At 62.1% G+C, this 24,651-nt stretch carries 24 protein-coding genes; 17 read left to right on the top strand and 7 right to left on the bottom strand.

From position 1 onward, the window contains the following. Positions 1–77: 77 nt before the first annotated feature. From AACR93_RS04880 to AACR93_RS04890, 3 genes are all read right to left on the bottom strand, one after another. Positions 78–869, bottom strand: coding sequence for a substrate-binding periplasmic protein (locus tag AACR93_RS04880; protein ID WP_043850150.1), 792 nt, complete (start codon positions 867–869; stop codon positions 78–80). Between the two features lie 49 nt (positions 870–918). Then, positions 919–2,166 (bottom strand): winged helix-turn-helix domain-containing protein, encoded by a 1,248-nt coding sequence (locus AACR93_RS04885; RefSeq protein ID WP_043850151.1) that lies wholly within the window; start codon positions 2,164–2,166, stop codon positions 919–921. Positions 2,167–2,253: 87 nt separating this feature from the next. Next, the gene (locus AACR93_RS04890; protein ID WP_043850152.1) at positions 2,254–2,847 is read right to left on the bottom strand and encodes a TetR/AcrR family transcriptional regulator; all 594 of its coding nucleotides are present in this window, start codon (positions 2,845–2,847) and stop codon (positions 2,254–2,256) included. A 107-nt stretch (positions 2,848–2,954) separates the two neighbouring features. Between AACR93_RS04890 and AACR93_RS04895 the strand changes: the two genes are divergently transcribed. Both AACR93_RS04895 and AACR93_RS04900 read left to right on the top strand, forming a co-directional pair. Next, entirely contained in the window at positions 2,955–3,890 is a 936-nt protein-coding gene (locus tag AACR93_RS04895; protein ID WP_041209996.1) for an ABC transporter six-transmembrane domain-containing protein, read from the top strand. A gap of 14 nt (positions 3,891–3,904) precedes the next feature. Continuing rightward, complete coding sequence (locus AACR93_RS04900; protein WP_043850153.1) at positions 3,905–5,293, top strand: NAD(P)/FAD-dependent oxidoreductase; 1,389 nt, start codon at positions 3,905–3,907, stop codon at positions 5,291–5,293. Positions 5,294–5,324: 31 nt separating this feature from the next. On the opposite strand, the gene AACR93_RS04905 is transcribed toward AACR93_RS04900, so the two are convergent. Beyond that, positions 5,325–5,972, bottom strand: a complete 648-nt coding sequence (locus AACR93_RS04905) for a class I SAM-dependent methyltransferase (RefSeq protein WP_043850154.1) — start codon at positions 5,970–5,972, stop codon at positions 5,325–5,327. Between the two features lie 133 nt (positions 5,973–6,105). On the opposite strand from AACR93_RS04905, the gene AACR93_RS04910 reads away from it, so the two are divergent. The 7 genes from AACR93_RS04910 to AACR93_RS04940 all read left to right on the top strand — a co-directional run bounded on the left by AACR93_RS04910 (position 6,106) and on the right by AACR93_RS04940 (position 12,618). Next, positions 6,106–6,777, top strand: a complete 672-nt coding sequence (locus tag AACR93_RS04910; protein WP_042029796.1) for a thermostable hemolysin — start codon at positions 6,106–6,108, stop codon at positions 6,775–6,777. Then, complete coding sequence (locus tag AACR93_RS04915) at positions 6,774–8,252, top strand: AMP-dependent synthetase/ligase (protein ID WP_043850155.1); 1,479 nt, start codon at positions 6,774–6,776, stop codon at positions 8,250–8,252. The genes AACR93_RS04910 and AACR93_RS04915 overlap by 4 nt, the downstream gene beginning before the upstream one ends. After that, positions 8,249–8,902, top strand: coding sequence for a TenA family transcriptional regulator (locus AACR93_RS04920; protein ID WP_043850156.1), 654 nt, complete (start codon positions 8,249–8,251; stop codon positions 8,900–8,902). The genes AACR93_RS04915 and AACR93_RS04920 overlap by 4 nt, the downstream gene beginning before the upstream one ends. Positions 8,903–8,920: 18 nt before the next feature. Beyond that, positions 8,921–9,781, top strand: a complete 861-nt coding sequence (locus AACR93_RS04925) for an SDR family oxidoreductase (RefSeq protein WP_043850157.1) — start codon at positions 8,921–8,923, stop codon at positions 9,779–9,781. 1 nt (position 9,782) lies between these two features. After that, complete coding sequence (locus tag AACR93_RS04930; RefSeq protein ID WP_043850158.1) at positions 9,783–10,415, top strand: tetratricopeptide repeat protein; 633 nt, start codon at positions 9,783–9,785, stop codon at positions 10,413–10,415. Positions 10,416–10,498: 83 nt separating this feature from the next. Continuing rightward, positions 10,499–11,185, top strand: a complete 687-nt coding sequence (locus tag AACR93_RS04935) for a response regulator (RefSeq protein WP_043850159.1) — start codon at positions 10,499–10,501, stop codon at positions 11,183–11,185. Then, entirely contained in the window at positions 11,182–12,618 is a 1,437-nt protein-coding gene (locus AACR93_RS04940) for an ATP-binding protein (RefSeq protein ID WP_043850160.1), read from the top strand. Before AACR93_RS04935 ends, AACR93_RS04940 begins: the two co-directional genes overlap by 4 nt. Before the next feature lie 38 nt (positions 12,619–12,656). On the opposite strand, the gene rloA3 is transcribed toward AACR93_RS04940, so the two are convergent. Continuing rightward, complete coding sequence (gene rloA3 / locus AACR93_RS04945; RefSeq protein WP_041209987.1) at positions 12,657–13,151, bottom strand: retropepsin-like aspartic peptidase RloA3; 495 nt, start codon at positions 13,149–13,151, stop codon at positions 12,657–12,659. A 395-nt stretch (positions 13,152–13,546) separates the two neighbouring features. Between rloA3 and AACR93_RS04950 the strand changes: the two genes are divergently transcribed. The 5 genes from AACR93_RS04950 (at position 13,547) to AACR93_RS04970 (ending at position 18,496) form a co-directional block, all read left to right on the top strand. Then, complete coding sequence (locus AACR93_RS04950; protein WP_005348017.1) at positions 13,547–14,590, top strand: GMP reductase; 1,044 nt, start codon at positions 13,547–13,549, stop codon at positions 14,588–14,590. A gap of 96 nt (positions 14,591–14,686) precedes the next feature. Next, positions 14,687–15,895, top strand: a complete 1,209-nt coding sequence (earP, locus tag AACR93_RS04955; protein WP_043850161.1) for an elongation factor P maturation arginine rhamnosyltransferase EarP — start codon at positions 14,687–14,689, stop codon at positions 15,893–15,895. A 45-nt stretch (positions 15,896–15,940) separates the two neighbouring features. Beyond that, on the top strand, positions 15,941–16,507 hold the full coding sequence (efp, locus tag AACR93_RS04960; RefSeq protein ID WP_005335100.1) for an elongation factor P: 567 nt from the start codon (positions 15,941–15,943) through the stop codon (positions 16,505–16,507). Positions 16,508–16,643: 136 nt separating this feature from the next. Continuing rightward, positions 16,644–17,408 carry a DUF3530 family protein gene (locus tag AACR93_RS04965; RefSeq protein ID WP_040066845.1) on the top strand — a complete coding sequence of 255 codons (765 nt, stop codon included), beginning with the start codon at positions 16,644–16,646 and terminating at the stop codon, positions 17,406–17,408. Positions 17,409–17,539: 131 nt separating this feature from the next. Next, a complete protein-coding gene (locus AACR93_RS04970) occupies positions 17,540–18,496 on the top strand; it encodes a D-2-hydroxyacid dehydrogenase (RefSeq protein ID WP_043850162.1) in 957 nt (318 codons plus the stop codon). 66 nt (positions 18,497–18,562) lie between these two features. Here the strand turns inward: AACR93_RS04970 and AACR93_RS04975 are convergent, their stop codons facing one another. Further along, positions 18,563–19,036 (bottom strand): YMGG-like glycine zipper-containing protein, encoded by a 474-nt coding sequence (locus tag AACR93_RS04975; protein ID WP_043850163.1) that lies wholly within the window; start codon positions 19,034–19,036, stop codon positions 18,563–18,565. Positions 19,037–19,304: 268 nt separating this feature from the next. Beyond that, positions 19,305–20,246 (bottom strand): LysR family transcriptional regulator, encoded by a 942-nt coding sequence (locus AACR93_RS04980; RefSeq protein WP_043850164.1) that lies wholly within the window; start codon positions 20,244–20,246, stop codon positions 19,305–19,307. Between the two features lie 135 nt (positions 20,247–20,381). On the opposite strand from AACR93_RS04980, the gene AACR93_RS04985 reads away from it, so the two are divergent. The 3 genes from AACR93_RS04985 to dcuC are packed head-to-tail and all read left to right on the top strand — an operon-like array spanning position 20,382 to position 24,546. Continuing rightward, positions 20,382–22,196 (top strand): adenine deaminase, encoded by a 1,815-nt coding sequence (locus AACR93_RS04985; protein ID WP_043850165.1) that lies wholly within the window; start codon positions 20,382–20,384, stop codon positions 22,194–22,196. Positions 22,197–22,212: 16 nt separating this feature from the next. Continuing rightward, complete coding sequence (gene rihC / locus AACR93_RS04990; RefSeq protein ID WP_231556899.1) at positions 22,213–23,130, top strand: ribonucleoside hydrolase RihC; 918 nt, start codon at positions 22,213–22,215, stop codon at positions 23,128–23,130. A 54-nt stretch (positions 23,131–23,184) separates the two neighbouring features. Next, positions 23,185–24,546 carry a C4-dicarboxylate transporter DcuC gene (gene dcuC, locus AACR93_RS04995; protein ID WP_043850166.1) on the top strand — a complete coding sequence of 454 codons (1,362 nt, stop codon included), beginning with the start codon at positions 23,185–23,187 and terminating at the stop codon, positions 24,544–24,546. The last annotated feature ends 105 nt before the right edge of the window (positions 24,547–24,651 follow it).

Here is a 24,651-nt window from a genome sequence, read left to right on the forward strand (position 1 = left end):
AAACGGAAGAGCCAGCCGGTTTGCACCGGCTGGCTCTTTTTCATCTGATAAATCTGAGTGATTATCCTTCTTGGCGCTTACTCCATCGGCGGCAGGAAGCGGCGCATCACCTCCTCCGCATGACCCTGCTCCTGAAATGCCACCAACGTCTGATTCAGGCGGGTAACCAGCTCGAAGGCGCGAGGCGATCCCTTGCTGACCAGCAGATAGAATCCCTTGCGACTTGGCAGGGCGAGATTGAGCAGACCGGGTTCGCTCTGGTAGATGCCCAGGGTTAACCCGCCAACCAGCGGCTCAATCTCGCTTGGCAGGAAGTCACAGCGATCCCGCCCCAGCATGTCGAGCGCCTGTTGCAGCTGCTTGACCCGGCGTGGCTCCTGCGCAAGCCCGTAGGGGGCATAGTTATAGCCAATCACGCCGCATACCCGCGAGCTGTTGACCGTCTGCAGATCGGGGGCTTCAGGATAGCGGCGCTTGAGATAGAAGAAACCGAGATGGGTGTAGTAGAGCGGCACGCTGTAGAAGGCGAACTCGGCACGCTCCGGCTTGTAGCTGGCATCCCAGGTCAGCTCGCACAGGCCGTTCTGGTGATAATCCGCCAGCTCCTGTTGCACCCGTGCCCAGGGCAGATAGCGGATCTGATAGGACAAGCCATTTTTCTTGATGGCATCGAGCACCAGCGTGGTGGCCGAGCCGGTCAGCCGGCTGGTATCGGGCACCCCATCCTTGCGCTCCCAGTAAGTAAAGGGGGCCCACTCATTGCCCTCCCCCAGACAGATCTGTACCGGCTTCTCTGCCGCGCTGGCCAAGCTCGCCGGTATCAGCATGGCAAGGCCCAGCCCTGCCAGCAGCAATCGGGTTCGTCTCATCCCTCTCTCCCCACTCATGCCATCATCTTGCGACACGTTACCGTGCAGATTAGTCCACTGCCGCTACCTCACCACCTTGCGCAACACCAGATTGCCACATGGCCAGCAAGGGCGCCGGAATGGCGCCATAGTGCAGCGCCGGCGTCTGGTGCCACTCGGCCAACTTTTGCAGAGCCTTCGCCAGATCCTGCGCAAGCTGGCGGGTCACTCTCACCCCGGCTTCCAGATAGAGGCTCTTGATCTCGAAGATCCCCTGCTGGCGATGGGCCTTGGCATCCATTCTGCCCACCAGCTTGCCACGATGCAGCAGCGGCAACACGAAGTAGCCGTACTGACGCTTGGGCGCCGGGGTATAGCACTCGATGCGATAGTCGAAGTTGAACAACTCACTGGCACGCTTGCGATCCCATACCAGCGGATCGAACGGCGACAGGGCGGTGGTATGGGTTGCCTTGAGACAACCCGCCTGCGCCCTTGCCAGCTCATCGGCCAGAGATGCGTGCACGAAAGCGCCGTGCTGCCATCCCTCAACACGTACCGACAACAGCTCCCCCTCGTCCGCCAGTTGATGGAGCAAGGCGTCATATTTGCCACGCCGCAGCCGGTAGTAATCAGCCACCCAGCCAGTTTTGACCAGCCCCAGTGCCCGGCAACTGGCGCGCACCATATCCCGCTGCGCCTGCTCGATGCTCGGCAGATCCCGCTGGTCGCTCCACTCGGGAAGCACCCGCTCGGCGAGATCATAGACCCGCTGAAAGTTGCGCCGCTCCCGCACCATCAGCTGACCGGTGGTAAAGAGCACCTCCAGATGACGTTTCTCCGGCTTCCAGTCCCACCAGCCGTTCCCCTTGCCGGTTGTGCGTTCAAAGTCAGCCGCCCGTACCGGGCCATGGTGGCGAATGCGCTCGATAAGGCGGCCAATCTCTTGCTGATGGGTAGCGAGCCAGTTGGCCGAAAACTTCCAGCCCATGGCGGTAGGGTCGAGCATCCGGTGGCGCAGCAGCCGGTAATCCTCGCGGGGCACGAAGCAGGCCTCGTGAGCCCAATATTCGAAGATCTCGCCGTCGGCCAGCAACTGCTCCAGCCAGCGAGGTTCATACTGGCCGAGACGGCTAAAGAGCACCAGATAGGGGCTGCGCGCTACCACCGAGATGGTGTCTATCTGCAGCAGCGCCATACGGCGGATGGTCACTAGCAGATCGGCCGGGGCAGCCTTGCCGCGGCGCGGCACCAGCAGCCCCTGCGCCGCCAGCTGTAAATGACGGGCATCCTGTAGCGATAAATGGGGGATAGACATCAAACCACTCCTTGGTAACCGACCTCCAGCATGCCCGAACAGCGGCCAAATAAACATGGGGAAGAGTTGATGACCCCTCCCCCAGCTTTATGCCGGGTTATTTGGCAGTACCAGCCGGTTCACCACCGCCATGATCTCCTGATAGGTGGCTTCTACCGTCTCGGGGGTTGGCTCCAGAATGAGGTCATCGGCATAGCCGTTGATGAGGGAGGTGATCTGGCGCGCCAGTCGTCCGGTATCAGCGGCCATGAAGTCGCCGTTGTCGATCCCCTTTTGCAGGATCTGCTCCAGCACCTCGCGCCATGCCTGAATGGTCTTGCGGTAACTCTCGGCAAATACCGGGTCGCGTAGCGACTCGTTCCATGCATCGAGATAGATGGCCCAGGAGGCATCCTGACTGGCCGGCAGGTTGTCCCGCACGAACAGCGGCAGCGCTTCGCGGGCCGGCAGCGGCAACAGCCACTCCCGCTGCTCGGCTATCTCCTGACTGGTGAAGCGCTCCACGGCGCAGAGACAGAGCTCTTTCCAATCCTTGAAGTAGTGGTAGACGTGGCTGCGCGCCAGACCGGTGCGCTCGGCCACGTCACGGGTAGAAGAGGCGGCCATCCCCTTCTCCCGAAACAGGGCCAGTACGGCCTCGATGATCATCTCTTTGCGCTGTTCTGCTGATGGGCGTGCCATCTTACCTCCTGCGATATCAATCGTTCTGCTTGACTTTGAGCGACCGCTCAAACAAACTTTGAGCACTTGCTCAAAGTTAGCATTTCCGACATCTTAGGAGATAACCCATGACAACACCAACCACTTCGGCAGCCAGTTGCAACGAGCAGGCCACGCCGTTGCCACACTCGGCCGGTCGTTCGCTGGGGGCGATTGCACGGGCCAACCCCCTCAAGCTGGCTGGTACCTTCTCACTGGTCGCCCTCGAAAACATCCTGCTGGTGGCTTATCCCCTGTTCGCCGGCTTTGCCATCGACGCCATCGTCAAGGGACAGTGGTGGCAAGCCTCGAGCTATGCCCTCATCGTGCTGCTGTTCTGGCTCATTGGCGCCCTGCGCCGGGCGGTCGATACCCGCACCTTCACCCATATCTATGCAGCGCTGGCGGTACCGGTGATCCTGGCCCAGCGTCAGCAGCAGGAGGGGCAATCCACCATAGTGGCGCGGGTCACCTTGGCACGGGAGTTTGTCGACTTCTTCGAAAAACATATCCCGATCCTGGCCACCAGCCTGGTCTCCATCATGGGTGCCGCCATCATGCTGACGGTGATCGAGTTCTGGGTCGGTATCGCCTGTATGGGGGTTCTGCTGCTGTTCGGTCTGTTGCTGCCCGGTTTTTCACGCAAGAACCAGCTGCTGCATGAGCGCCTCAACGACCGGCTGGAGCACGAGGTCAAGCTGGTGACGCACGCCGAGCAAATCAGGCTGGCCCGTCACTACCGCACCCTCGCATGGATCCGTATCCGGGTATCGGATCGGGAGGCGCTCGCCTTTCTGGCGGTCGGCGTCAGCGCGGCCCTGCTCTTTTTGCTCGCCATCACCATGTTGATGGCCCAACCCCAGGTCTCCGCAGGCCATGTCTATGCTGTGATGACCTACCTGTGGAATTTTGTCAGCAGCCTGGATGAAGGGCCCGGTCTTGCCGACCAGCTCGCCCGGCTGCGGGATATCGGACGCCGGGTCAATACGGCGCAACCAGCCAGCAACACCGAACAAGCAATCTGAACCCGGAGCAAACCATGAACCCGACCCCCCTCTGCCAACGAGCGTTGACCATGTGTATCAGCTGTTTTTTCCTCGCCGCCTGCGGCCCCAAAATGAGCGACTTTGAGCCCAACACCAGCTACTGGTTCAAGGAGAAACCGGCAGAGGAGAGTGCCCCGCTGGCACAAGATCTGAAGGTGGATATCGCCATCATAGGTGGCGGCTACAGCGGTCTCTCCAGCGCCTGGCATCTGGCAAAGGCCAATCCGTCGCTCAAGATTGCCATCTTCGAGGCCAAACAGGTCGGCAGCGGCGCCTCGGGGCGCAACGGCGGCATGGTGCTGCCGGGCTCCGAGGTGATGGACCTCTATGAAGAGGGGGAAGCGAGCAAGCGCCACTATGATCTGACGGTCGCCAGCATGCACAAGCTGCAGGCACTGGTTGAATCGACCGGCATCGATGCCGATATGAGGCTCGATGGTTATGTGGAGGCGATCCTCGATGAGGAGGATATTCCCGAGTACCGCGACTATGTAAAAACCGCCAATCGCCTCGGCATCCCGCTGCAATACTGGAACGCCGACACCACCGAAGAGAAACTCGGCACCGACCGCTACGCAGGCGCCGTCTACGACCCCAATGGCGGTCAGGTACACGCCATGAAGCTGGTCAACGCCCTGCACAAGGCGGTGGAGCAGGCGGGCGTCACCATCTATGAACAGAGCCCGGTTCTCGGGATCAAGGAGGGGAAGCAGATCGAACTGAACGTGGCCGACAAGTACAAGGTGACCGCCGACAGCATAGTGCTGGCGACCAACGGCTACACCTCAAAACTTGGCTACTTCAGCGGCCGGGTCTTTCCGGTACACGCCCAGAGCGCCGTGACCGAACCGCTTACCCGGGATCAGCTCAACGCCATCCAGTGGCAGAGCCGGATGCCCTTTTATGACACCCGCAACATCCTGTTTCATCTGGTATTGACCCCGGACAACCGGATCGTCATCGGCGGTGGCAATGCCGAGTACGTCTTCAACGACGGCCTCAACTACAAGGGAGACCTCAACCGGGTCAGCGCCATGATGATGAAGGAGCTGGTGACACTCTATCCGGCCCTCAAGGGGATCAAGTTTGAACAGGTGTGGGACGGGGTACTCGGCATGACCGGCGACAGCACCGAAGCGGTGGGGGTGATGGGGGATCACAAGAACATCTACTACGCCCTCGGCTACAACGGCCACGGCATCAACCTCTCCTTCCTGTTTGGCGACATTGTGGCCAGCCTCTATCAGGGCAAAGAGCACCCCTGGTTCAACCACGCCGAGCAGACGCTGCCGATGTGGCTGCCGCCGGAGCCGTTCAAGTCAATCGGCGTCAAGTCGGCTCTGATGTACTACCAGTGGCAAGACAAGGGCTACGACCAGTAACCCACCAACGAGCAACAGAACAAGGCACGCCTCAGGGCGTGCCTTTGTGCAATACCGCCACATCGGCATGAGGTAACTCAAGCTCGGCCTGCCAGCGAGCAGCCAGCACCCGAAACGACGCCTCGGCAAAGAAGACGATATGGGTAGGATCGTGGCGGTAACGCCAGTTCTTGAACCGCTCGTCACCGAGCACCCGCTGGGTTTGCAGCACCAGCATGCCGCCGGGCTTGAGGCAGGCCCACAACCGGTCAAGCACAGCGCGCGGTTCGGCAATGTGCTCTATCACCTCGGTACTGGTGATGAAGTCATACTGACGCGTCAGCAACTCGGGAAAGTCGGCATAGAACTTGTCATACCCAGCCATGTCGTAACCCGCCTCACGCCCCATCGCCACCAGCGCAGGGCCGGGACCGCAGCCAAAATCAAGGCCGCTGGCAGGTAGCGGCACCCGCGCCAGCACCTCGCCAAAAGCCCGCATCAGAAACGTGCGATAACGGGGATCATCCACCCGGTTGTCGTGACCGTCGTAGACCGCCTTCTCCGCCGCCTCATCCAGATGATCACCCGCATCCAGCCAGACCAGCTCGCATTGGCGACAGCGGTGATAGCGCTTGCCTGCCACCGGCAGGGGATAGGAGTGATGGCTGGCACACAGGGGGCAGCAGGCAGTCGATGACATGGAATACCTCGGGATGGCGACAGGGGGGCAGCTTGCCTGCCGTACCGGATGCTGACAACTTTTTTTTGCCGCTTAAGGGTTTCTTAAGTTTGGGCTTTTACTCTGAATCCATCGCAAGAGAAGGAGCCTCCCCATGACCACCGAGATCCAAGCCCCCTACCGGTTGATCCTGGCCGAATCAGAGCAGCAGGTCATGGCGCTGCAAGCCTATATCCAGGATGCCTACACCCTGGAGTTCAATGCCCGCATTCCCCATTTTCTGCCCTGCCTGATCGGACTCTATCGCGCCGACGGGACGCTGGTGGGTGCCTGTGGCCTCAACCGTGCCAGCAGCCAGGCCGGCGAGCATCGCCTCTATCTGGAGCAGTATCTGGAGCAACCTATCGAAGCCTCCATCGAGACTCGCCTTGGTGTTCGTCCCGACCGCCAGCGCATCATCGAGGTGGGCAATCTCGCCTGTCGCGAGCCGGGCAATGCCCGCCTGATGTTTGCCGCCCTCTGCCGCATGCTATGTGACAACGCCCTCGACTATGTGGTCTTTACCGGCACCGCCAAGCTGCGCAACAGCTTCACCCGCCTGCGCCTCAATCCGGTCGAACTGGCCCCCGCCCAGGCCCATCAGGTCGGTGCCGACGCCGCTGCCTGGGGCGAGTACTACCGCTGCCAGCCCAAGGTGATGGTGGGAGATATCAATCAGGGGCGGGCTGTGCTCGCCCAGAGCAGCCTGCTGCTCAACCTGCTGGCCCCCATGCCAGTGCTCTTTACCGATGCAACCCTGACCAGTGAGAAAAGGTGCGCCCAATGAGCCTGTTCGACGCCATCGCCAAACATGCCCGCGAGAATCCGCAATCACCTGCGCTGCTAAGCAGCCAGCAGCGGCTCGACTACCACAGCCTCTGGCAGCAGATCCAGCATCTGGCTGGCAAGCTGCAGCAAGCCGGCATCAAGCGCCTTGCCCTGCAACTCGACAACGGCTTGCCATGGGCGCTGATGGATCTGGCCTGCACCAAAGCCGGGATCGTGGTCATACCGGTGCCTCACTTCTTCAGCCTTGAGCAGCAAGAGTGGCTGCTGGAGAGCAGCGGCGCCGATGCGCTGGTTGGCCCGGCTCATCAGGGGTGGCACGCCGCCGAGCCGCTCTTGCTGGTCAGCGGCGAACTGCCGCTCTGGCGCCGCAAACCGGCAAACCTCCCGGCATTGCCACAGGGTACCGCCAAGATCACCTACACCTCCGGCACCACGGGCCAACCCAAAGGGGTCTGCCTCTCGCTGGCCAGCATGATGGCGGTGTGCGAATCGCTGGCCGAGCGTGTCGCGCCAGCCAAGGTGGAAAAACACCTCACCCTGCTGCCGCTGGCCACCCTGCTTGAGAACCTCACCGGCCTCTATGTGCCGCTGCTGACCGGTGCCTGCAGCCGCATTCCATCGCTCGGCGAACTCGGCTTTACCGGCTCCAGCTCGCTCAATCCAGCCATGCTGGGGGAGGCGCTGCTGCGCTGGTCAACTCACAGTCTGGTGCTGGTGCCCGAGCTGCTGCGCCTGTTGCTGGCGCTCTGCACCAGTACCCCGGTGCTGGCCCAGCAGCTGCGCGGTCTGCGCTTTATCGCCGTCGGCGGTGGCAAGGTTGCCCCCGATCTTATCGCCCATGCCCGCCAGCTTGGTCTGCCGGTCTACGAGGGGTATGGCCTCTCGGAGTGCTGCTCGGTGGTGGCCCTCAACACCATGGGTACTGACAAGCCGGGCAGCGTTGGCCGCCCCCTGCCCCACACCCGGGTCACCATCGGTGACGATGGCGAGATCCTGGTACGCGGCAGCGCCATGCTGGGATATCTGGGTAGCGATGAGTCAATCCCCGAGCTGATTGCCACGGGAGATCTGGGCCGCCTCGATGAAGAGGGCTACCTCCACATCACCGGGCGCAAGAAGAATGTCCAGATCACCGCCTTTGGCCGCAACTTCTCCCCCGAGTGGGTCGAGGCTGAAGCCCAGCTCTGCCCCGCCATCGCCCGTATCGTGGTGTTCGGCGATGGCCAGCCCGCCAACGTGGCGTTGATCCAGCCCCTGCCGGGCAAAGAGGCAGAGCTGCCACAACAGATCGAAGTATTGAATCGTCGTCTCCCCGACTACGCCCGCCTGCACCACTGGCTGCCGGTAGCACTCGACCAGCATCCCGGGCTGCTCACCGCCAACGGACGGGTGCGCCGGGAAGAGACCTATCGCCAGTTTGCCCAACAGATCAGCCAGTGCCTTGCAACCGGCACCACAGGAGAATCCTCATGAGCTTCTATCAGACTCTGCAACAAGCCACTGCCACTGAGCGCGAGCACCTTTTCAAGGCCCCCATCATTGAAGCTTGCCGCCGTGGTGACATCAGTCGCGACACCTATCTCGCCTTTCTGGCGCAGGCCTACTACCACGTGCGCCACACAGTCCCGCTGCTGATGGCAACCGGCGGCAAGCTGGGTCAGGAGTACGAGTGGGTACGCGGCGCCATTGCCGAGTACATCGACGAGGAGTACGGCCATCAGGAGTGGATCCTCAATGACATCCGCGCCTGTGGCGGCGATGCCGAGGCGGTGCGTCATGGCCAGCCCGGCCTGCCCATCGAGCTGATGGTCGCCTTCCTCTACGACCAGATCCAGCGCGGCAACCCCATGGGCTTCTTCGGCATGGTCCAGGTGCTGGAAGGCACCAGCGTCGCCATCGCCCTCACTGTGGCCGACCAGCTGAAAAGCGGCCTCGGGCTGCCCCCGCAGGCGATGAGCTATCTCAGCTCCCACGGCACCCTGGATCAGGAGCACCTCAAGTTCTTTGAATCCTTGATGGATAAGGTCGAGAGCCCGGCAGATCAGGCCGCCATCATCCACTCCACCAAGGTGGTCTATCGCCTCTACGGCGAGATGCTCTACAACCTCACCGCCACGCCGTGACCAGAAGGAATCCGCATCATGAAACTTGAAGGAAAAACGGTGCTGCTCACCGGCGCCAGCGGCGGGATTGGCGAGGAGCTGGCTCAGGAGCTGGCCGCCCAGGGGGCCCATCTGCTGCTGCACGGCCGCCGCGCTCCGGCGCTGGAGCGCCTGTGCAAGTCGCTGCCGTACCCCGAGCGCCATCAGGTGGTGATCGCCGACCTTGGCGTGCCCCATGAGCGGGCCAAGCTGCTGCAACACCCGGCACTGGAGCAGGGGCTCGACATCCTGATCAATAACGCCGGCTGCAACCAGTTTGCCTGGCTGGAAGATCAGAGCAGCGAGCAGGTCGAGCGCCAGCTGCTGCTCAATATCGAGGCGCCGGTCCAGCTGACCCGCGCCCTGCTGCCCCGTCTGCGCAAACCGGGGATCATCATGAACATGGGGTCAGGGTTTGGCGGCATCGGCTACCCGGGCTACAGCGTCTACTGCGCCACCAAGTTCGCCCTGCGCGGCTTTAGCGAGGCGCTGGGGCGGGAGCTGGAGGGCAGCGGCATCAAGGTGCTGCACTTCGCCCCCCGAGCCACCCGCACCAAACTCAACTCCGAAGCTGCCTACGAGATGAATGCGGCGCTCGGCACCCAGACCGACAGCCCGCAGGAGGTAGCCGAAGCGGCCATCATCGCCCTGTGCAACGAGACCCGCCGCAGCTGGCTCGGCTGGCCGGAGAAGCTGTTCGTGCGACTCAATGCCCTGCTGCCCGGCATCGTCGACAAGGCGCTGGCCAAACAACTGCCCATCATTAAACGCTATGCCCGCCAACAACCGGGTATGGCCGAGAGCGGCGCGGCGCTGCAGCCCGATCTCTCACGCCCCATCCCGACCAAAAAGGAACTTTGATATGAACGTTGCGCTAAAATCCGCCACCTCCTGCGTCATCGCCCTCCTGCTTGGCTCGACCTGCGCCCAGGCAGCCACAGACGCCCTCGCCCCTATTCAGCAACAGTGGGCCGTCTGCCAGTACCAGCAGAGCGGCAAAGCGAAAGAGAGCTGCCTCGAAACCCTGAGCACCCAGGCCGAAGCGGCCAGTGCCAAGGAGCCATTTCGCACCGACCTGCTCATCTGGTCGGCCATCGTCAAGAGTACCTGGGCTGGCGCCAAGGGCGGACTGGGGGCGCTGGGGCTGGTGAAAGAGGCCAAGGCCAAGCTGGAGCTGGCCATCAAGCAGGATCCCAAGGCGCTGGAGGGCTCCGCCTATACCAGCCTGGGTTCGCTCTACTATCAGGTGCCCGGCTGGCCGGTCGGTTTTGGCGATGACGAGAAGGCGGAGCAGCTGCTCAAGCAGGCGCTGGCCATCAACCCGACCGGCATCGACCCCAACTTCTTCTACGGCGACTTCCTGCTGGATCAGGGGCGCAAGGCTGAGGCCAAAACCTATCTGGACAAGGCGATGGCAGCTCCAGCGCGCCCGGGTCGGGAAGTGGCGGACGAGGGCCGCAAAATGGAGATCCGCGAGCGGCTCGCCAAGCTGTAAAGTTCTGCCGTATCAGAGATCTATTTAAACTCTGCCCACCAGCTTGCATACTGGTGGGCAGAGTCGTTTCAAGGGGAATAACAATGCGGATCCTGCTGGTTGAAGATGATGTGATGCTGGGTGATGGCATGCAGGATGCCTTGCGCCACAGCGGTTATACGGTGGACTGGTTGCAACAGGGGTTGCCCGCCCTGACGGCACTCAAGAGCGACGAGTTTGCCGCCCTAATTCTGGATCTCAACCTGCCCGATATCGACGGCCTCAGCCTGCTGCGCAAGCTGCGCCGCGAGGGGCACCAGCTGCCGGTGCTGATCCTCACCGCCCGCGATGCCCTCGACGATCGGGTCATCGGACTGGATGCCGGCTCCGACGACTACATGGTCAAACCCTTCGCCCTGCAGGAGCTCAACGCCCGCCTGCGCGCGCTGGTGCGCCGCAGCAAGGGTCAGGTGCAGGCTGTGCTGGAGTATGGGGAGATCCTTATCTACCCCGAGGCGCAGCAGGTCACCTATCGGGGCGACCCGGTCAAGCTCACCCCCCACGAATACAAGCTGCTGCAAGAGCTCATCAGCCAGAGCGGCCGGGTGCTCAGCAAGGAGCAACTACAGCAGAGCCTCTACGGCTGGGACGAGGGGGCCGAAAGCAACGCGGTGGAGGTACATATCCACCATTTGCGCAAGAAGTTCTACAGCGACCTTATCCGCAATATTCGCGGCGTCGGTTACATCATTCCCCAGCTTGATCAGGCCAGCCGGAGTGCCCCCCGATGAAAAAACCGCGCTCCATCCGCCGCTTTCTGCTCACCGGCATTCTCACGCTGGTGGGGCTCAGCCTCACCATTAGCGCCGTCATCGGCTATCTGGAGGCGAGCCACGAGATGGAGGAGCTGTTCGATGCGCGGCTGGCCCAGTCCGCCCGCATCACCGACCAGCTGCTGGAGCGCTATCTGGCCCAGCAAGGTGCGCTGCCGGCCAATGGCACCATCTATCAGGATTGGGAGGTGCAAAACCCCGACGAGTGGACCAAGGATCCCAGCTTCAATCTGAGCGGCGAGGATCGGGAACTCACCCCCTATGGTCACGAGTTCGAGCGCAACCTCTACTTCCAGCTGCTCAACGACAAGGGGGTAATGCTGCTGCGCTCCCCCAGTGCCCCGGATCAGCCACTGGTCGAGCTCACCCGCGGTTTCAGTACGGTGAAAAAGGATCACCATCAGTGGCGCACCTTCACCCTCTACAACGAGGATGGCCGCACCTGGCTGGTGGTGGCCGAACGGGATGACGAGCGCAGTGAACTGGCCAGCAAGATGGCGGCCCTTACCATGCTGCCACTGTTGCTGACCCTCCCCTTTCTGCTGGTGCTGCTCTGGTGGCTCATCACCCGCGGTCTGGCGCCCCTGCGCCTGCTGGCGCAAGCGATCAGCGAGCGCCACCCCGCCAACCTGAGCCCGCTCAACCTCAAGACCAGCGCCCACGAACTGACTCCGCTCACCAACGAGATCAACCGCCTGATGCATGCGCTGGCCGAAACCATCGAACGGGAGAAACAGTTCACCAACGAGGCAGCCCACGAACTGCGCACCCCGCTGGCAGTGCTGCGGATCCACAGTGAAAACGCCCTGAGTGCCGAGGATGAGGAGAGCCGCCAGCAATCGATGCACAAGATGCTACAGGCCCTCGATCGCAGCGACCGGCTGATCCGCCAGCTGCTGACCCAGGCCCGCATCGACAACCAGCAAGGGGTGGTGCAGAGCGAGCTCAACCTGAGCCAGCTGCTGCAAACCGCGCTGGCAACGCTGGCCCCCATTGCCCTGAAAAAGGATCAACAGCTCTCGCTGGAAGGGGATGAGAATCTGATGGTGATGGGTCAGGGCACCCTGCTCGATCTGCTCTTCAGCAACCTCATCGACAACGCGTTGCGCTACACCCAGGCCGGGGGCGAGATCACCGTCAATGTGCAACAGGAGGGGCACAGGGTCAGGGTCGATATCCGCGACAACGGCCCCGGCATTCCGACCGCGGCACTGTCACGGCTGTGCGAGCGCTTCTTTCGGGTCAATCCCCAGCAGGGTGACGGCGTTGGCCTTGGCATGGCGATTGTCTCGCGTATCGCCCAGCTGCACGGCGCCGAGCTTGATGTCCACAACCGGCCGGAGGGAGGGCTGGAAGTGAGTGTGTTCCTCCCGCTTCCGCTGGCAAGATGAGCGATAAGCAAACAGCCCGCGATGCGGGCTGTTTGCTATCAATGACAATTTGGCTGCACGGTAAAGGTTCGACCGGCATCCACCGGGCCGAGATCCGCCAGTAGGCGACGGCCAAGCAGCACCGGATAGATCATGTCGCTGCGATCCCGCAGGGTGAACCACTCCTCGTACACCTTGTCCCCCAGACAGATGGACATGGTGACGGTCGGCCGCTGCTCGATGCCCCCGGCGCCGCGAATGGTCACGCTCTGCTCCACCGGACGCTCGAACTGCTGTTTGACCCGCTCACCGCTGTCGGCGTCGGTCACATCCAGCATGAAGCGCACCCAGGGTTTACCATCCCGTTTGAAGTGGACGAGGGAGCGCGCATCAAGAGAGGAGGTGAGCGCACCGGTATCGAGCTTCATCTTCACCGCCACACCGATCGGCATGATGAGTCCCTTCTCGACCCAGCCATAGCTGGTCGGTGTTGCCGCCAGTGCGCTGCCACAAAGCCCCCACAGGATGGCGGCACTCAACAATCTTTTGCCCATCACGATTTCTCGCATTGTCGATATTGCGCCCAGATCTATCACAGCCAACCCGGGGGTCAACCCGATTTGTAGTGACCAGCCGCAACCAGCCCGGCAAACCGCAACGGCAGGCGACAGTCGGTGGCAGCAACGACGCCGATTGCATAGGGTTGAAAACAGGGGGAAAAGAGGTAAACGGGAGGCAAGACAAGGTGCTGGATGAAGCTTGTGGCCAACCTCAGGTTGTGACGCCAAAGGCTACCACAACAATGAGCGAATTATCAGTCTTGTTCTGAAGGGATTTTTGCCTACACTGTTGTAAACCGGAGGGCCTGAAAACCACCGGTTTTTTTGCGCCTGCCGAAAATTTGCCACTGCAAAAGTGACTTTCAACAAGGCTCAATAAGGAATTTGTAATGCGTATCGAAGAAGACTTGAAGCTCGGTTTCAAGGATGTCCTGTTCCGCCCCAAGCGCTCTACTCTCAAGAGCCGTTCCCAAGTAAGCCTGACCCGTCAGTTCACCTTCAAACACACTCAAACCCAATGGCAAGGCGTACCCGTTATCGCCGCCAACATGGATACCGTCGGCAGCTTTGCCATGGCGCGCACGCTGGCCGGTTTCGAGATGATGACCGCGGTACACAAGCACTACAGCCTTGAGCAGTGGCAAGCTTTCGTCAACGAGACCGATCCGGCGCTGCTGGGCCATGTGATGGTCTCCACCGGCACCTCGGCTGAAGATTTCGCCAAGACCCGCCAGATCCTCGCCATGTCCGAAGCGCTGCGCTTCATCTGTGTCGATGTGGCCAACGGCTACTCCGAGCACTTCGTCGAGTTCGTGCGCAAGATTCGTGAAGCCTGCCCCAACCACGTCATTCTGGCGGGCAACGTGGTGACCGGCGAGATGGTCGAAGAGCTGATCCTCTCCGGCGCCGACATCGTCAAGGTCGGCATCGGCCCGGGCTCAGTCTGTACCACTCGCGTCAAGACCGGCGTCGGTTATCCGCAGCTCTCCGCCATCATCGAGTGTGCTGATGCGGCCCACGGCCTCGGCGGCCAGATCGTCGGTGACGGCGGCTGTACCTGCCCGGGCGACGTCGCCAAAGCGTTCGGCGGCGGCGCCGACTTCGTGATGCTGGGTGGCATGCTGGCAGCCCACGAAGAGTGCGGTGGCGAGATCGTCGATGTAGACGGCGAACCCTTCATGAAGTTCTACGGCATGAGCTCCTCCAGCGCCATGGACAAGCACGCCGGTGGCGTCGCCGAATACCGCGCCTCCGAGGGTAAAACCGTGCTGCTGCCCTACCGCGGCCCGGTCGAGAACGCCGTGCGCGATATTCTGGGCGGCGTGCGCTCCACCTGTACCTACGTGGGCGCCAGCCAGCTGAAAGAGCTCACCAAGCGCACCACCTTCATCCGGGTACGCGAGCAAGAGAACAACGTCTACGGCAAGGAGTAACCTGCCACAGACCGCCGTCACACGCTGACGGTTAGAAGCCAGTCAACCGGTGTGCTACCCTGCGCACCGGTTTTTTTGCATTTGGAACCCCGAGCCATGACAACTCCCCTGCCCCCGTTTGACTGGGATATCTTCTGCTGCGTCGTCGACAACTTCGGCGACATCGGTGTCACCTGGCGACTTGCCCGCCAGCTAAAGCGGGAGGGGAATATAGCGGCACATGGCGATGAGGTTCAGGTGCGGCTTTGGGTGGACGATCTGGCAAGTTTCGCCCGCATCTGCCCCGGGCTCGACCCGGCACAGGATGGTCAGTGGGTCGATGGCATCTATATCCAGCACTGGCATGAGTCCCTGCCGACCGACATGACCCCGGCCAGAGTGGTGATCGAGGCCTTTGCCTGCGAGCTGCCCGCCCCCTTCATTGAACGAATGGCCGAGCAGATGGCGAGCCAACCCAAGCCCCCCTGCTGGATCAATCTGGAGTACCTCTCGGCGGAGAGCTGGGTCGAGGATTGCCACGGCCTCGCCTCGCCACAACGAGTTGGCAACCAGAGCCTCAACAAATACTTCTTCTTCCCGGGCTTTACCGCTAAAACCGGCGGTCTCCTGTGCGAGCACGACCTCATCGCCGAACGGGAACAGTGGCAGCAAGATGATGCGGGACTGGCAGCCTACTGGGCCAGCCTCGGTTTGCCACCCAAGCAAGAGCACGAGCAGCGGGTAAGCCTCTTTACCTACGAGAGCGATGCACTGCAAAGCTTGGTCGAGAGCTGGTGCCAGAGCGCCACGCCCGTCACCCTGCTGCTGCCGCTGGGGCGCTCTCTCAACGATGTGCTCACCGGCGCCGGTCTGGCAGATGCCATCCCTGCGGCCAAAGCGGGAGAGCTGCTCCACTCGGGCAACCTCAGCATCAAGCTGCTGCCGATGACCGATCAGGCCGGTTACGATCGATTGCTGTGGAGCTGCGATCTCAATCTGGTGCGCGGGGAGGACTCCTTCGTGCGGGCCCAGTGGGCAGCACGTCCTTTCCTCTGGCATATCTACCAACAGGAGGAGGAGGCCCATCTGATCAAACTGGAGCAGTTCCTCGACCACTATCTTGCTGATCTGCCTGCCGATTGCGGCCAATGGCTGCGCCGCTTCAATCTGGCTCTCAACCGTGGGGAAGATTGCCGCGCACTCTGGGCCCAATGGCCGCAATACAGCGCGATTTGGCAGCAACATGGGCGACTCTGGTCACAGAAGCTGCTCCGGGATGGGGATCTCGTCACGAGGTTGGTGAAATTTCTGGAAAGCCGTATATAATCTGGCAGTTTTTATCCGTCCGTTTCACGAACAGGAATTTTTTACATGAAAACCGCTCAGGAAATCCGCGCTGGTAACGTAGTCATGATCGGCACCGAGCCGATGGTGGTCCAGAAGGCTGAATTCAACAAATCCGGCCGTAACTCCGCCGTGGTCAAAATGAAGCTGAAAGGCCTGCTGAACGGCAGCGCCACCGAGACTGTCTTCAAGGCCGACGACAAGCTGGACGTTGTTCAGCTGGAGCGTAAAGAGTGCACCTACTCCTACTTCTCCGACCCCCTGTATGTCTTTATGGACACCGAGTACAACCAGTACGACGTAGAGAAAGACAACCTGGGTGACGTGCTGAACTACCTGGTAGACGGCATGGAAGATCTGTGTGAAGTGACTTTCTACAACGAGAAAGCCATCTCCGTAGAACTGCCGACCACCATCGTGCGCGAAGTTGAGTACACCGAACCGGCTGCCCGTGGCGACACCTCCGGTAAAGTGACCAAGCCTGCCCGTCTGAAAGGCACTACCTACGAGCTGGCTGTTGCCGCTTTCGTAGAAATCGGTGACAAGATCGAAATCGATACCCGCACCGGTGAATTCAAGCGTCGCGTCAACTAATTGACCACGTTGAATTGATTGCAAAAAAGCGAGCCTCCGGCTCGCTTTTTTATTGCCTGTTCGCGGCCATAACGCCGCCTCCCCCTTCAGAAAATCCCACCGCCGCCGCTAACCCAGATAACCGGGGGAGCACACTATGGCCAGATTATCCTTATCACTGCTGTTATTGACCATGCTGGCTGGCCATGTCGCGCAGGCGAGCGACGTTGCGCCGCCCATCGCAGAGCCACTCCCCCTCGATCACTGGCAAGCGAGCGACTGGAAAGGGCAACCCGAGGCTACCCAGATCGACAAGCAGACGGTGCTGTTTGCCAAGCATGACAGCGACAACTATGTGGGTCTCGCCATCCTGCTGCCCGACTGGCAGCGCAGCGGTCAGCTCTGGCAACTGACCCGTGCCCTCAGCCAGCTGGGCTTTGATACCCTGCTGCTGCTCCCCTCTCCCCAGCAAACCGAGCTCGACCCCGCCGCCGAGAAAAAAGCCAAGGAGAGTGACGCCTTTCGCAAGCAACTAGCAGAGCGGATCAGCAAGCTGGCCGATGCCAAGCTGCAGGAGGGGGGCTTCAAGCTGATCCTGGCGCAAGGCACCGGCGCCGCCTGGACAGCCAACCTTATCGCCAGCGAACAACTGCCCGCCCCCGATGCGCTGGTGCTGCTCGATGGCTTCTTCCCCGACCAGCAGAGCAACCAGATCCTCGCAAAAGAGATAGCGCAGGGCACCATCCCTACTCTGGATCTCTATCAGGAGGATGGCGGCCGCTGGCCGCTGCTGGCGGCCGAGGCACGCCAGACCGAGAGCCGTCGCAGCCACAAGCTCAACTATCGCCCCTACGCCCTGATGGAACTGGGCGAAACCCCCACCCGCATTCAGGGGTGGCTCAACCATCTGGGCTGGCTCTGACCAGGGCCACAAAGCACGCGCAACATCACATCTGCCGGAGAAAGCCCACCCGCCATGGCGCGGCATACTGGCTCTGATGGCGCCCTTTTTGGCATCATGACGGTTCAAACCCGAATATGGCAGGAAGGTACATGCAGCAGATTGTGTTTCTCGACAGCGATACCCTGGATGCGGGCATCACCCTGCATCATCCCGACTTTCCCCACCACTGGCAGAGTTATCCCAGCACTGCCCCGGAACAGGTGGTCGAACGGCTGAAAGATGCCAGCATCGCCATCATCAACAAGGTGCGCATCGGCGCCGCCGAGCTGGCCCAACTGCCGGAACTCAAACTCATCGCGCTCGCAGCCACCGGCAGCGACAACGTGGATCTGGAGGCGTGCCGCGCCGCCAACGTCGGGGTATGCAACATCCGCAACTACTCGGGCCCCTCTGTGCCGGAACACGCCATTGCGTTGATGCTGGCCCTGTCGCGCAACCTCTTCTGCTGGCGCCAGTCGCTGCTGGAGGGGCGCTGGCAACAGAGCGGTCAGTTCTGCTTCTTCGACCACAACATCATGGATCTGCACGGCAAACAGCTTGGCATCATCGGCAAGGGAACCCTGGGTCAGGCGCTCGGCGAGCGGGCCAAGGGAATGGGGATGACGGTACGTTACGCCCAGAGCCAGATCGGTGGCAGCCACGACGAAGATCGCCTGCCCCTCGACGAGCTGCTGCAAAGCTCGGATGTGATCAGCCTGCACTGCCCGCTCACCCCCTATACCCGCAACCTGATTGGCGAGCGGGAGCTAGGCTTGATGAAACCGGGCGCCCTGCTGATCAACGTCGGCCGTGGCGGTCTGGTGGATGAAGAGGCGCTGCTGCGGGCGCTGGCCAACGGCCGCCTCGGCGGTGCCGGTTTCGATGTGGCAAGCGTCGAACCGCCGCCCCCCGACCATCCCCTGATGAAGGCGCTGCAATACCCCCACTTCATCCTCACCCCACATGTGGCGTGGGCCAGCGAGGAGTCGATGCAGCGGCTGGCCGACCAGCTGATCGACAACATCAACGCCTTTGCCGCCGGTCGCCGCCAGCACCGGCTGGTCTGAGCAAACATGCAAAACGGGGCCCACTGGCCCCGTTGTTTCATTCCCACCATTCACGACAGATGGCGATCAATCGTCGTCATGCCATCTGTGCTTTTTATGCTTCTTGTGCTTTTTGTGGTGTTTGTGATGGTGGTCATCATCGTAATAGCGATCCTGACTCTGGTGGCCATCGCCGGTCTTGGCACCGATGGCCGAGCCGCTCGCCCCGCCAACGCCGGCGCCGATCAGCTGGCCGGTATCACCACCGACACTCTTGCCGATGGCGGCACCACCCAGCGCCCCCACCGCGCCGCCAAGGGCCGCTTCATTCTTGTTGCCCTTGTTGGCCGTCGCCGCACCACCAGCTGCGCCACCAATGGCCGCACCAACCAGCGCACCGGTATCGCCCCCCAGCTCCTTGCCGATCATGGTGCCCGCAACCCCACCTGCGCCGCCACCAAGAATGGTATTGAGGGTCTCGGAGGCATGCACGGTCGTACTGCCAGCGAGCAAGGCGCCCAACAGGGCCAGTGCGCGAAGCGCGCGCGAATTCATCTCCATCGGTACTCCTGTCAAACCTGATTAATTCCACCGGCACTATACAAAGCAGCGGGGCCAGCGCCAGATGGGGGACAATCGCCACCCATGCTGCTCAAGTCGCGCCAAATCAGGAATGCGGGCGGAGCCATCGATGCAACGAATTGAATCAGAAGGGGAAACCGGTGAAATATCAGAAGTGGAGGCGAGCAACCAAAGGCAGTTGCCACAACCTGCTCCCGTCAGGGTCAAGCGGCCATCGGACAGCTCCTGTCACCAGCCCGACAGCCGGTTAGCGAGAGGAGGATGCGGCGTACTGCGCCATGATGACCTGACGCAGCAACGCGCGCCCCTCATCGATGCGGGTTGAACGAGAGAGCCCCTTCGCCCACATCAGGGCCAGGGTGCGGCTCAGCACCGGTTCGCGCAACGCCACGACCTTGAGCTGGGGATCGCACTGGTTCGCGGCATAGAGCCCGGGCAGAATGGCAACCGCCAGCCCGGAGCGCACCAGGCCGTAAAGCGTCTCGACATAATCTGTTGTGTATCTGGGTTTGAGCCCGGGCAGCTGGCTCTGGGCCAGCCCGTTGACCTGCCGGCTGACGTTGCCTCTGGCAAAGAGGGCGATGTCGCGGCGGATCAGCGCCTGCCAGCTGATGGCCTCCGCCGCTGCCAGCGGATCCTGCCGGTTGATCACCGCCACCAGCGCATCGTCCAGCAGCAGCGTCACCTCCAGCGAACCGGGCAACTCGCCATCCAGCACGCCAATCCCCGCATCCAGAGACCCCTCGGCCAGCGCCTGCAACAGACCGTCGTTGGTGTGATCCTGAAACTCGACCCGCAAGCCCGGAAACTGCTGCTGCAGACGGGCGGCCGCCAGCGGAAACATCAGGGTGCAGGCCGACGGGATCAGACCGATGCGCAGGGTGCCATCGCCCCCTTCTGCCATCACCTGCTGCATATCGGCAAAAGCGGCGTGGGCCACATTGAGCAGCCCCTTGGCGTGGGGCAGGATCGCCTCCCCCTGTTCGGTCAGGGTGACCGCCTGCGCGGTACGGTGAAACAGTTTACCGCCAAGCACAGATTCAATCTGGCGCAGGGCACTGCTCAGGGCGGGCTGGCTGATGGCCATCTGATTGGCCGTTTCGGTGAAGTGGCGCAGCTGGGCCAGCGTGACAAAATACTGGATCTGCTTGAGAGAGAGCGCAGGCAGACGGCGCCAGGGTTCGGACATGAAATCGACAACCGGAGAAAAACGTTTGCAGCAGCATAACCCTTTCTTATCCAGTTATAAATTCTTTGCGCTATGCACGGGCCAATCCCCTCCCTAAAGTGGGCCCATTATTCCCCTTGTCAGGCCATCTCCTTCATGTGTGAACAAGATGCATCCCTCAACTTGCGCCGCCGCGCCGTGCAGGCAGCCCTCGGCGAAGCCCCCTTCGATCTGCTGCTGACCAACGCCAACCTGATCGACATGGTGACCGGCGAGATCCGCCCCGTCGACGTGGGGCTGGTCGGCCCGCTGATCGCCAGCGTCCATCCGGTCGGCACCTTCCAGCAGGCACGCGAGACCCACGATCTGGCCGGCGCCTATCTCTCGCCCGGTCTTATCGACAGCCATGTTCATGTGGAGAGCTCCCACCTGACGCCGGAGCGCTACGCCGATGTGGTGGTCGCGCAGGGCACCACCACCATCTTCTGGGATCCCCACGAGCTGGCCAATGTGCTCGGGCTGGCGGGGGTGCGCTACGCCATCGACGCCAGCCGCAACCTGCCGCTGCGGGTCATCTGCGCCGCCCCCTCCAGCGTTCCCTCGACACCGGGTCTCGAGATGTCGGGCGCCGACTTCCATGGCCCCGAGATGGCGACCATGCTGGAGTGGCCGGAGGTGGCGGGGATCGCCGAGGTGATGGACATGCAGGGGGTGCTGGGCGGCAGCGAGCGGATGACCGGCATCCTGCACGCCGGTTTGCAGCGCAATGCCCTGATTGAGGGACACGCCCGGGGCTTGTGTGGTCACCGGCTACAAGCCTATCTTGCCGCCGGGGTCAGCTCGGATCACGAACTCACCTCGGCTGCCGATGCGCTGGAGAAGCTGCGGGCCGGGCTCACCCTGCAGCTGCGCGGCTCCCACCCCTACCTGCTGCCGGAGATCGTCGCAGCGCTGAAACAGCTGCCCCACCTCTCCTCCCAAATCACCCTCTGTACCGACGATGTGCCGCCCGACATGCTGCTGGAGAAGGGTGGCATGATTGCGCTGGTCAAACTGCTGGCAGAGCTGGGGCTGGCGGTACCCGACGTGCTGCGGATGGCCACCCTCAATGCCGCCATCCGGCTGCAGCGCAACGATCTGGGGCTGGTTGCCGCCGGCCGCTGCGCCGACCTGGTGGTGTTCGACAACCTCACCGATCTCAACCCGCTCTGGGTCTACAGCGGCGGCCAGCGGGTCGCCCACCATGGCGCCATTCTCAAACCCTCCGAGCCTGTCGCTGGTTGTCAGGCGCCGCGCGAAACCATGCAGATCCCCCTGCGCACGCTGGAGGAGTTCATCATCCCGGTACCCGGGCTGGCTGCGGGGCGTGCCCGCTTCAAGACCATCAAGGGGGCTCGCTTCACCCAGTGGAGTGAAACCGAAGTTGAGGTTCGGGATGGTCAGGTCATCGTGCCAGCGGGATTTAGCCTCATCTCGGTGCAACACCGCCATGGTCGCCATCAGGGGGGCACTCGGCTGGCGCTGCTGGAGGGGTGGGGCGAACTGCAGGGGGCCATCGCCACCAGCTACTCCCACGACTCCCACAATCTGGTGGTGCTGGGGCGCGACCCGCAAGAGATGATGCTGGCCGCCAATACCCTGATCGCCAGCGGGGGCGGCATGGCGGTCGTTCAGCAGGGTAAGGTGCTGGCCCACGTTGCCATGCCCATCGCCGGCATGCTCTCCGACCTGCCAGCCAGCGAGCTGGCCGCCAGCTTCCACGCCCTGCGCGAAGTGAGCGGCAAGGTGGTGGAGTGGGAGCCCCCCTACCGGGTCTTCAAGGCCATCGAAGGAACCTGTCTTGCCTGCAATGCGGGGCCCCATCTGACCGATCTCGGCCTCACCGATGGCCTGACCCGCGAGATTGTCGACCCCTTCATCTGCTGCTGGCCCCACGATGCCAGCCAAGCCGATGCCCGCCAAGCCGATTAACACCGAGGAGAACAGCGTGAACCCTGTCGCCATTATTCTGGATACCGACCCCGGCATCGACGATGCCGTTGCCATCGCCGCCGCCCTGTTTCATCCCGGGATCGAGCTGGCGCTCATCACCACGGTCGCTGGCAATGTCGATGTCGGCAAGACCACCCGCAACGCCCTGCGCCTGCTGCACTTTTTCGGCCAAGAGGTGCCGGTGGCACAGGGTGCCAGCCAGCCCCTCGTGCGCCCCCTCGACAACGCCAGCCACATCCACGGCCACTCCGGTCTCGATGGTTACGAGTTTGCCGAGCCCGGGCAACAGCCGATGCCGGAGCATGCCATCGAAGCCATGAAGGCCACCCTGCTCGCCAGCGAACAACCCATGACGCTGGTGCCCATCGGGCCGCTGACCAATATCGCCCTGCTGCTCACCCTGCACCCCGAGTGTCGGGAGAAGATCGCGCGGATCGTGTTGATGGGTGGCTCGGCCGGTCGGGGCAACCACACCCCCAATGCCGAGTTCAATATCTACGTGGATCCCGAGGCGGCCCACATCGTCTTCAGCAGCGGCCTGCCCATCGTGATGTGCGGACTCGATGTCACCAGCCGGGCCACCCTGACCGGCGAGATGATTGCAGCGCTGCCCGCCCTCAACCGCACCGGCGCCATGCTCCACGCCCTGTTCGGCCACTATCGCGGCGGCAGCATGCAGACCGGGCTCAAGATGCACGATCTCTGCGCCATCGCCTATCTGGTGCGCCCCGACCTCTTTATCACCCGGGCCTGCCATGTGGCCATCGAGACCCGGGGTGAACACACCCTCGGCACCACCTCGGTGGATATCAACAACCGGCTCAAGCGAGCGCCCAATGCCGAGGTGTGTCTCGATATCGACGTGCCCGGATTCAGGGCCTGGTGCATGGAGACCCTTGCCCGCGCCATCTGATCCCGAACCGCCAGCTCGCTGGCCCATTCACATCAAGAAGAGAGTGTTGGAAACATGCTGGAAATAATTGTCAGCACCCTGATCCTGGTCATCTGCGGCTATCTCATCGCCAAAAACTACGATGCCAAGATAGTGCTGTTTGGCGCCGGATTGCTGCTGATGTTTGCCGCCGTCGGACTGGGCCACCCCCTGCTGCCTGCGGCGCAGAGCAGCGGCCTCAGCTGGCTCGATCCCTTCGTCCAGATCAAGCAGATCTTCATCAGCCAGATGGGCAATGTCGGTCTCACCATCATGGTGCTGTTCGGCTTCTCCAGCTACATGAGCCACATCGGCGCCAACGACGTCACCGTCATGCTGCTGACCCGCCCCTTGAGCCGTATCCGCTCCCCCTACCTGCTGGTGCCTGTGATCTTCCTCTTGGGCAACCTGCTCTCGCTGGTGGTGCCGAGCGCTGCCAGTCTGGCGGTGTTGCTGATGGCGACCCTCTATCCGGTGCTCAAGGCATCGAACATGTCCTCCCTCACCGCCGGGGCCGTCATTGCCACAACCGCAACTATCATGCCCAGCCCGCTGGGGGCCGATAACGTGCTGGCCGCCCAGAAGCTGGGGATCCCGTTGGTGGAGTACATCGTCTCCTACCACGCCCCCATCTCGCTGCCGACGCTGGCGTTGATGGCAGTGGTGCACTACTTCTGGCAAAAGGCGATGGACAAGCGCCAGCAGGCGCGCGGCGGACTGGAGGAAAAAGAGGAGTCGCTCGCCGTGCCCACCGGCTTGCCGCCCGCCTACTACGGCCTCTTTCCGGTACTGCCACTGGTGCTGGTACTGCTGTTCGGCATCTGCTTCACCCATATCTCCCTCGGGCTGGTGGAGATCACCTTCGTCTGCCTGCTGCTCACCATAGGGGTGGAGCTGCTGCGCAAGGGCAATATCAAGGAGACCAGCAAGGAGTTCGCCATCTTCTTTACCGGCATGGGCACAGGGCTCGCTCAGGTGGTCTCGCTCATCGTGGCGGCCAGCATGCTGGTGGAGGGACTGAAAGCCATCGGCATCATAGATACCCTGGTCGATAGCGTGAAACACATCGACGGTGTCGGCTCCATCCTGATGTTCTTCTTCTCCGGCACGGCGGCGCTGATCGGCTTTATCAGCGGCAGCGGTCTGGCTGTCTTCTACTCCTTTATCAACATCATTCCCGAAATCACCGAGAAGGTCGGGGTCAACAGTGTCTCGGTGGCCCTGCCGATGCAGCTCACCGCCAACCTGATCCGCTCCATGTCGCCGGTCGCCGCGGTGATCATCGTCATCGCCTCGATCACCGGCAGCAACCCCATCGAGATCATCAAGCGCACCTCGGTGCCCATCATCTCGGGCATCATCTGCTGCATGACCCTCTCCTACCTGCTGTTCAGCTAAACCAGCTCCATCTGCAGGCGATCAATCCGGTCGCCTGCAGACGGTTTTTTACCCCCGGTTGAAAGTGAACCCACTGCATGTAAACGCCCGGAAGATAATCGGGTG

The organism is Aeromonas sp. L_1B5_3, assembly GCF_963866575.1.
GTDB lineage: Bacteria > Pseudomonadota > Gammaproteobacteria > Enterobacterales > Aeromonadaceae > Aeromonas > Aeromonas jandaei.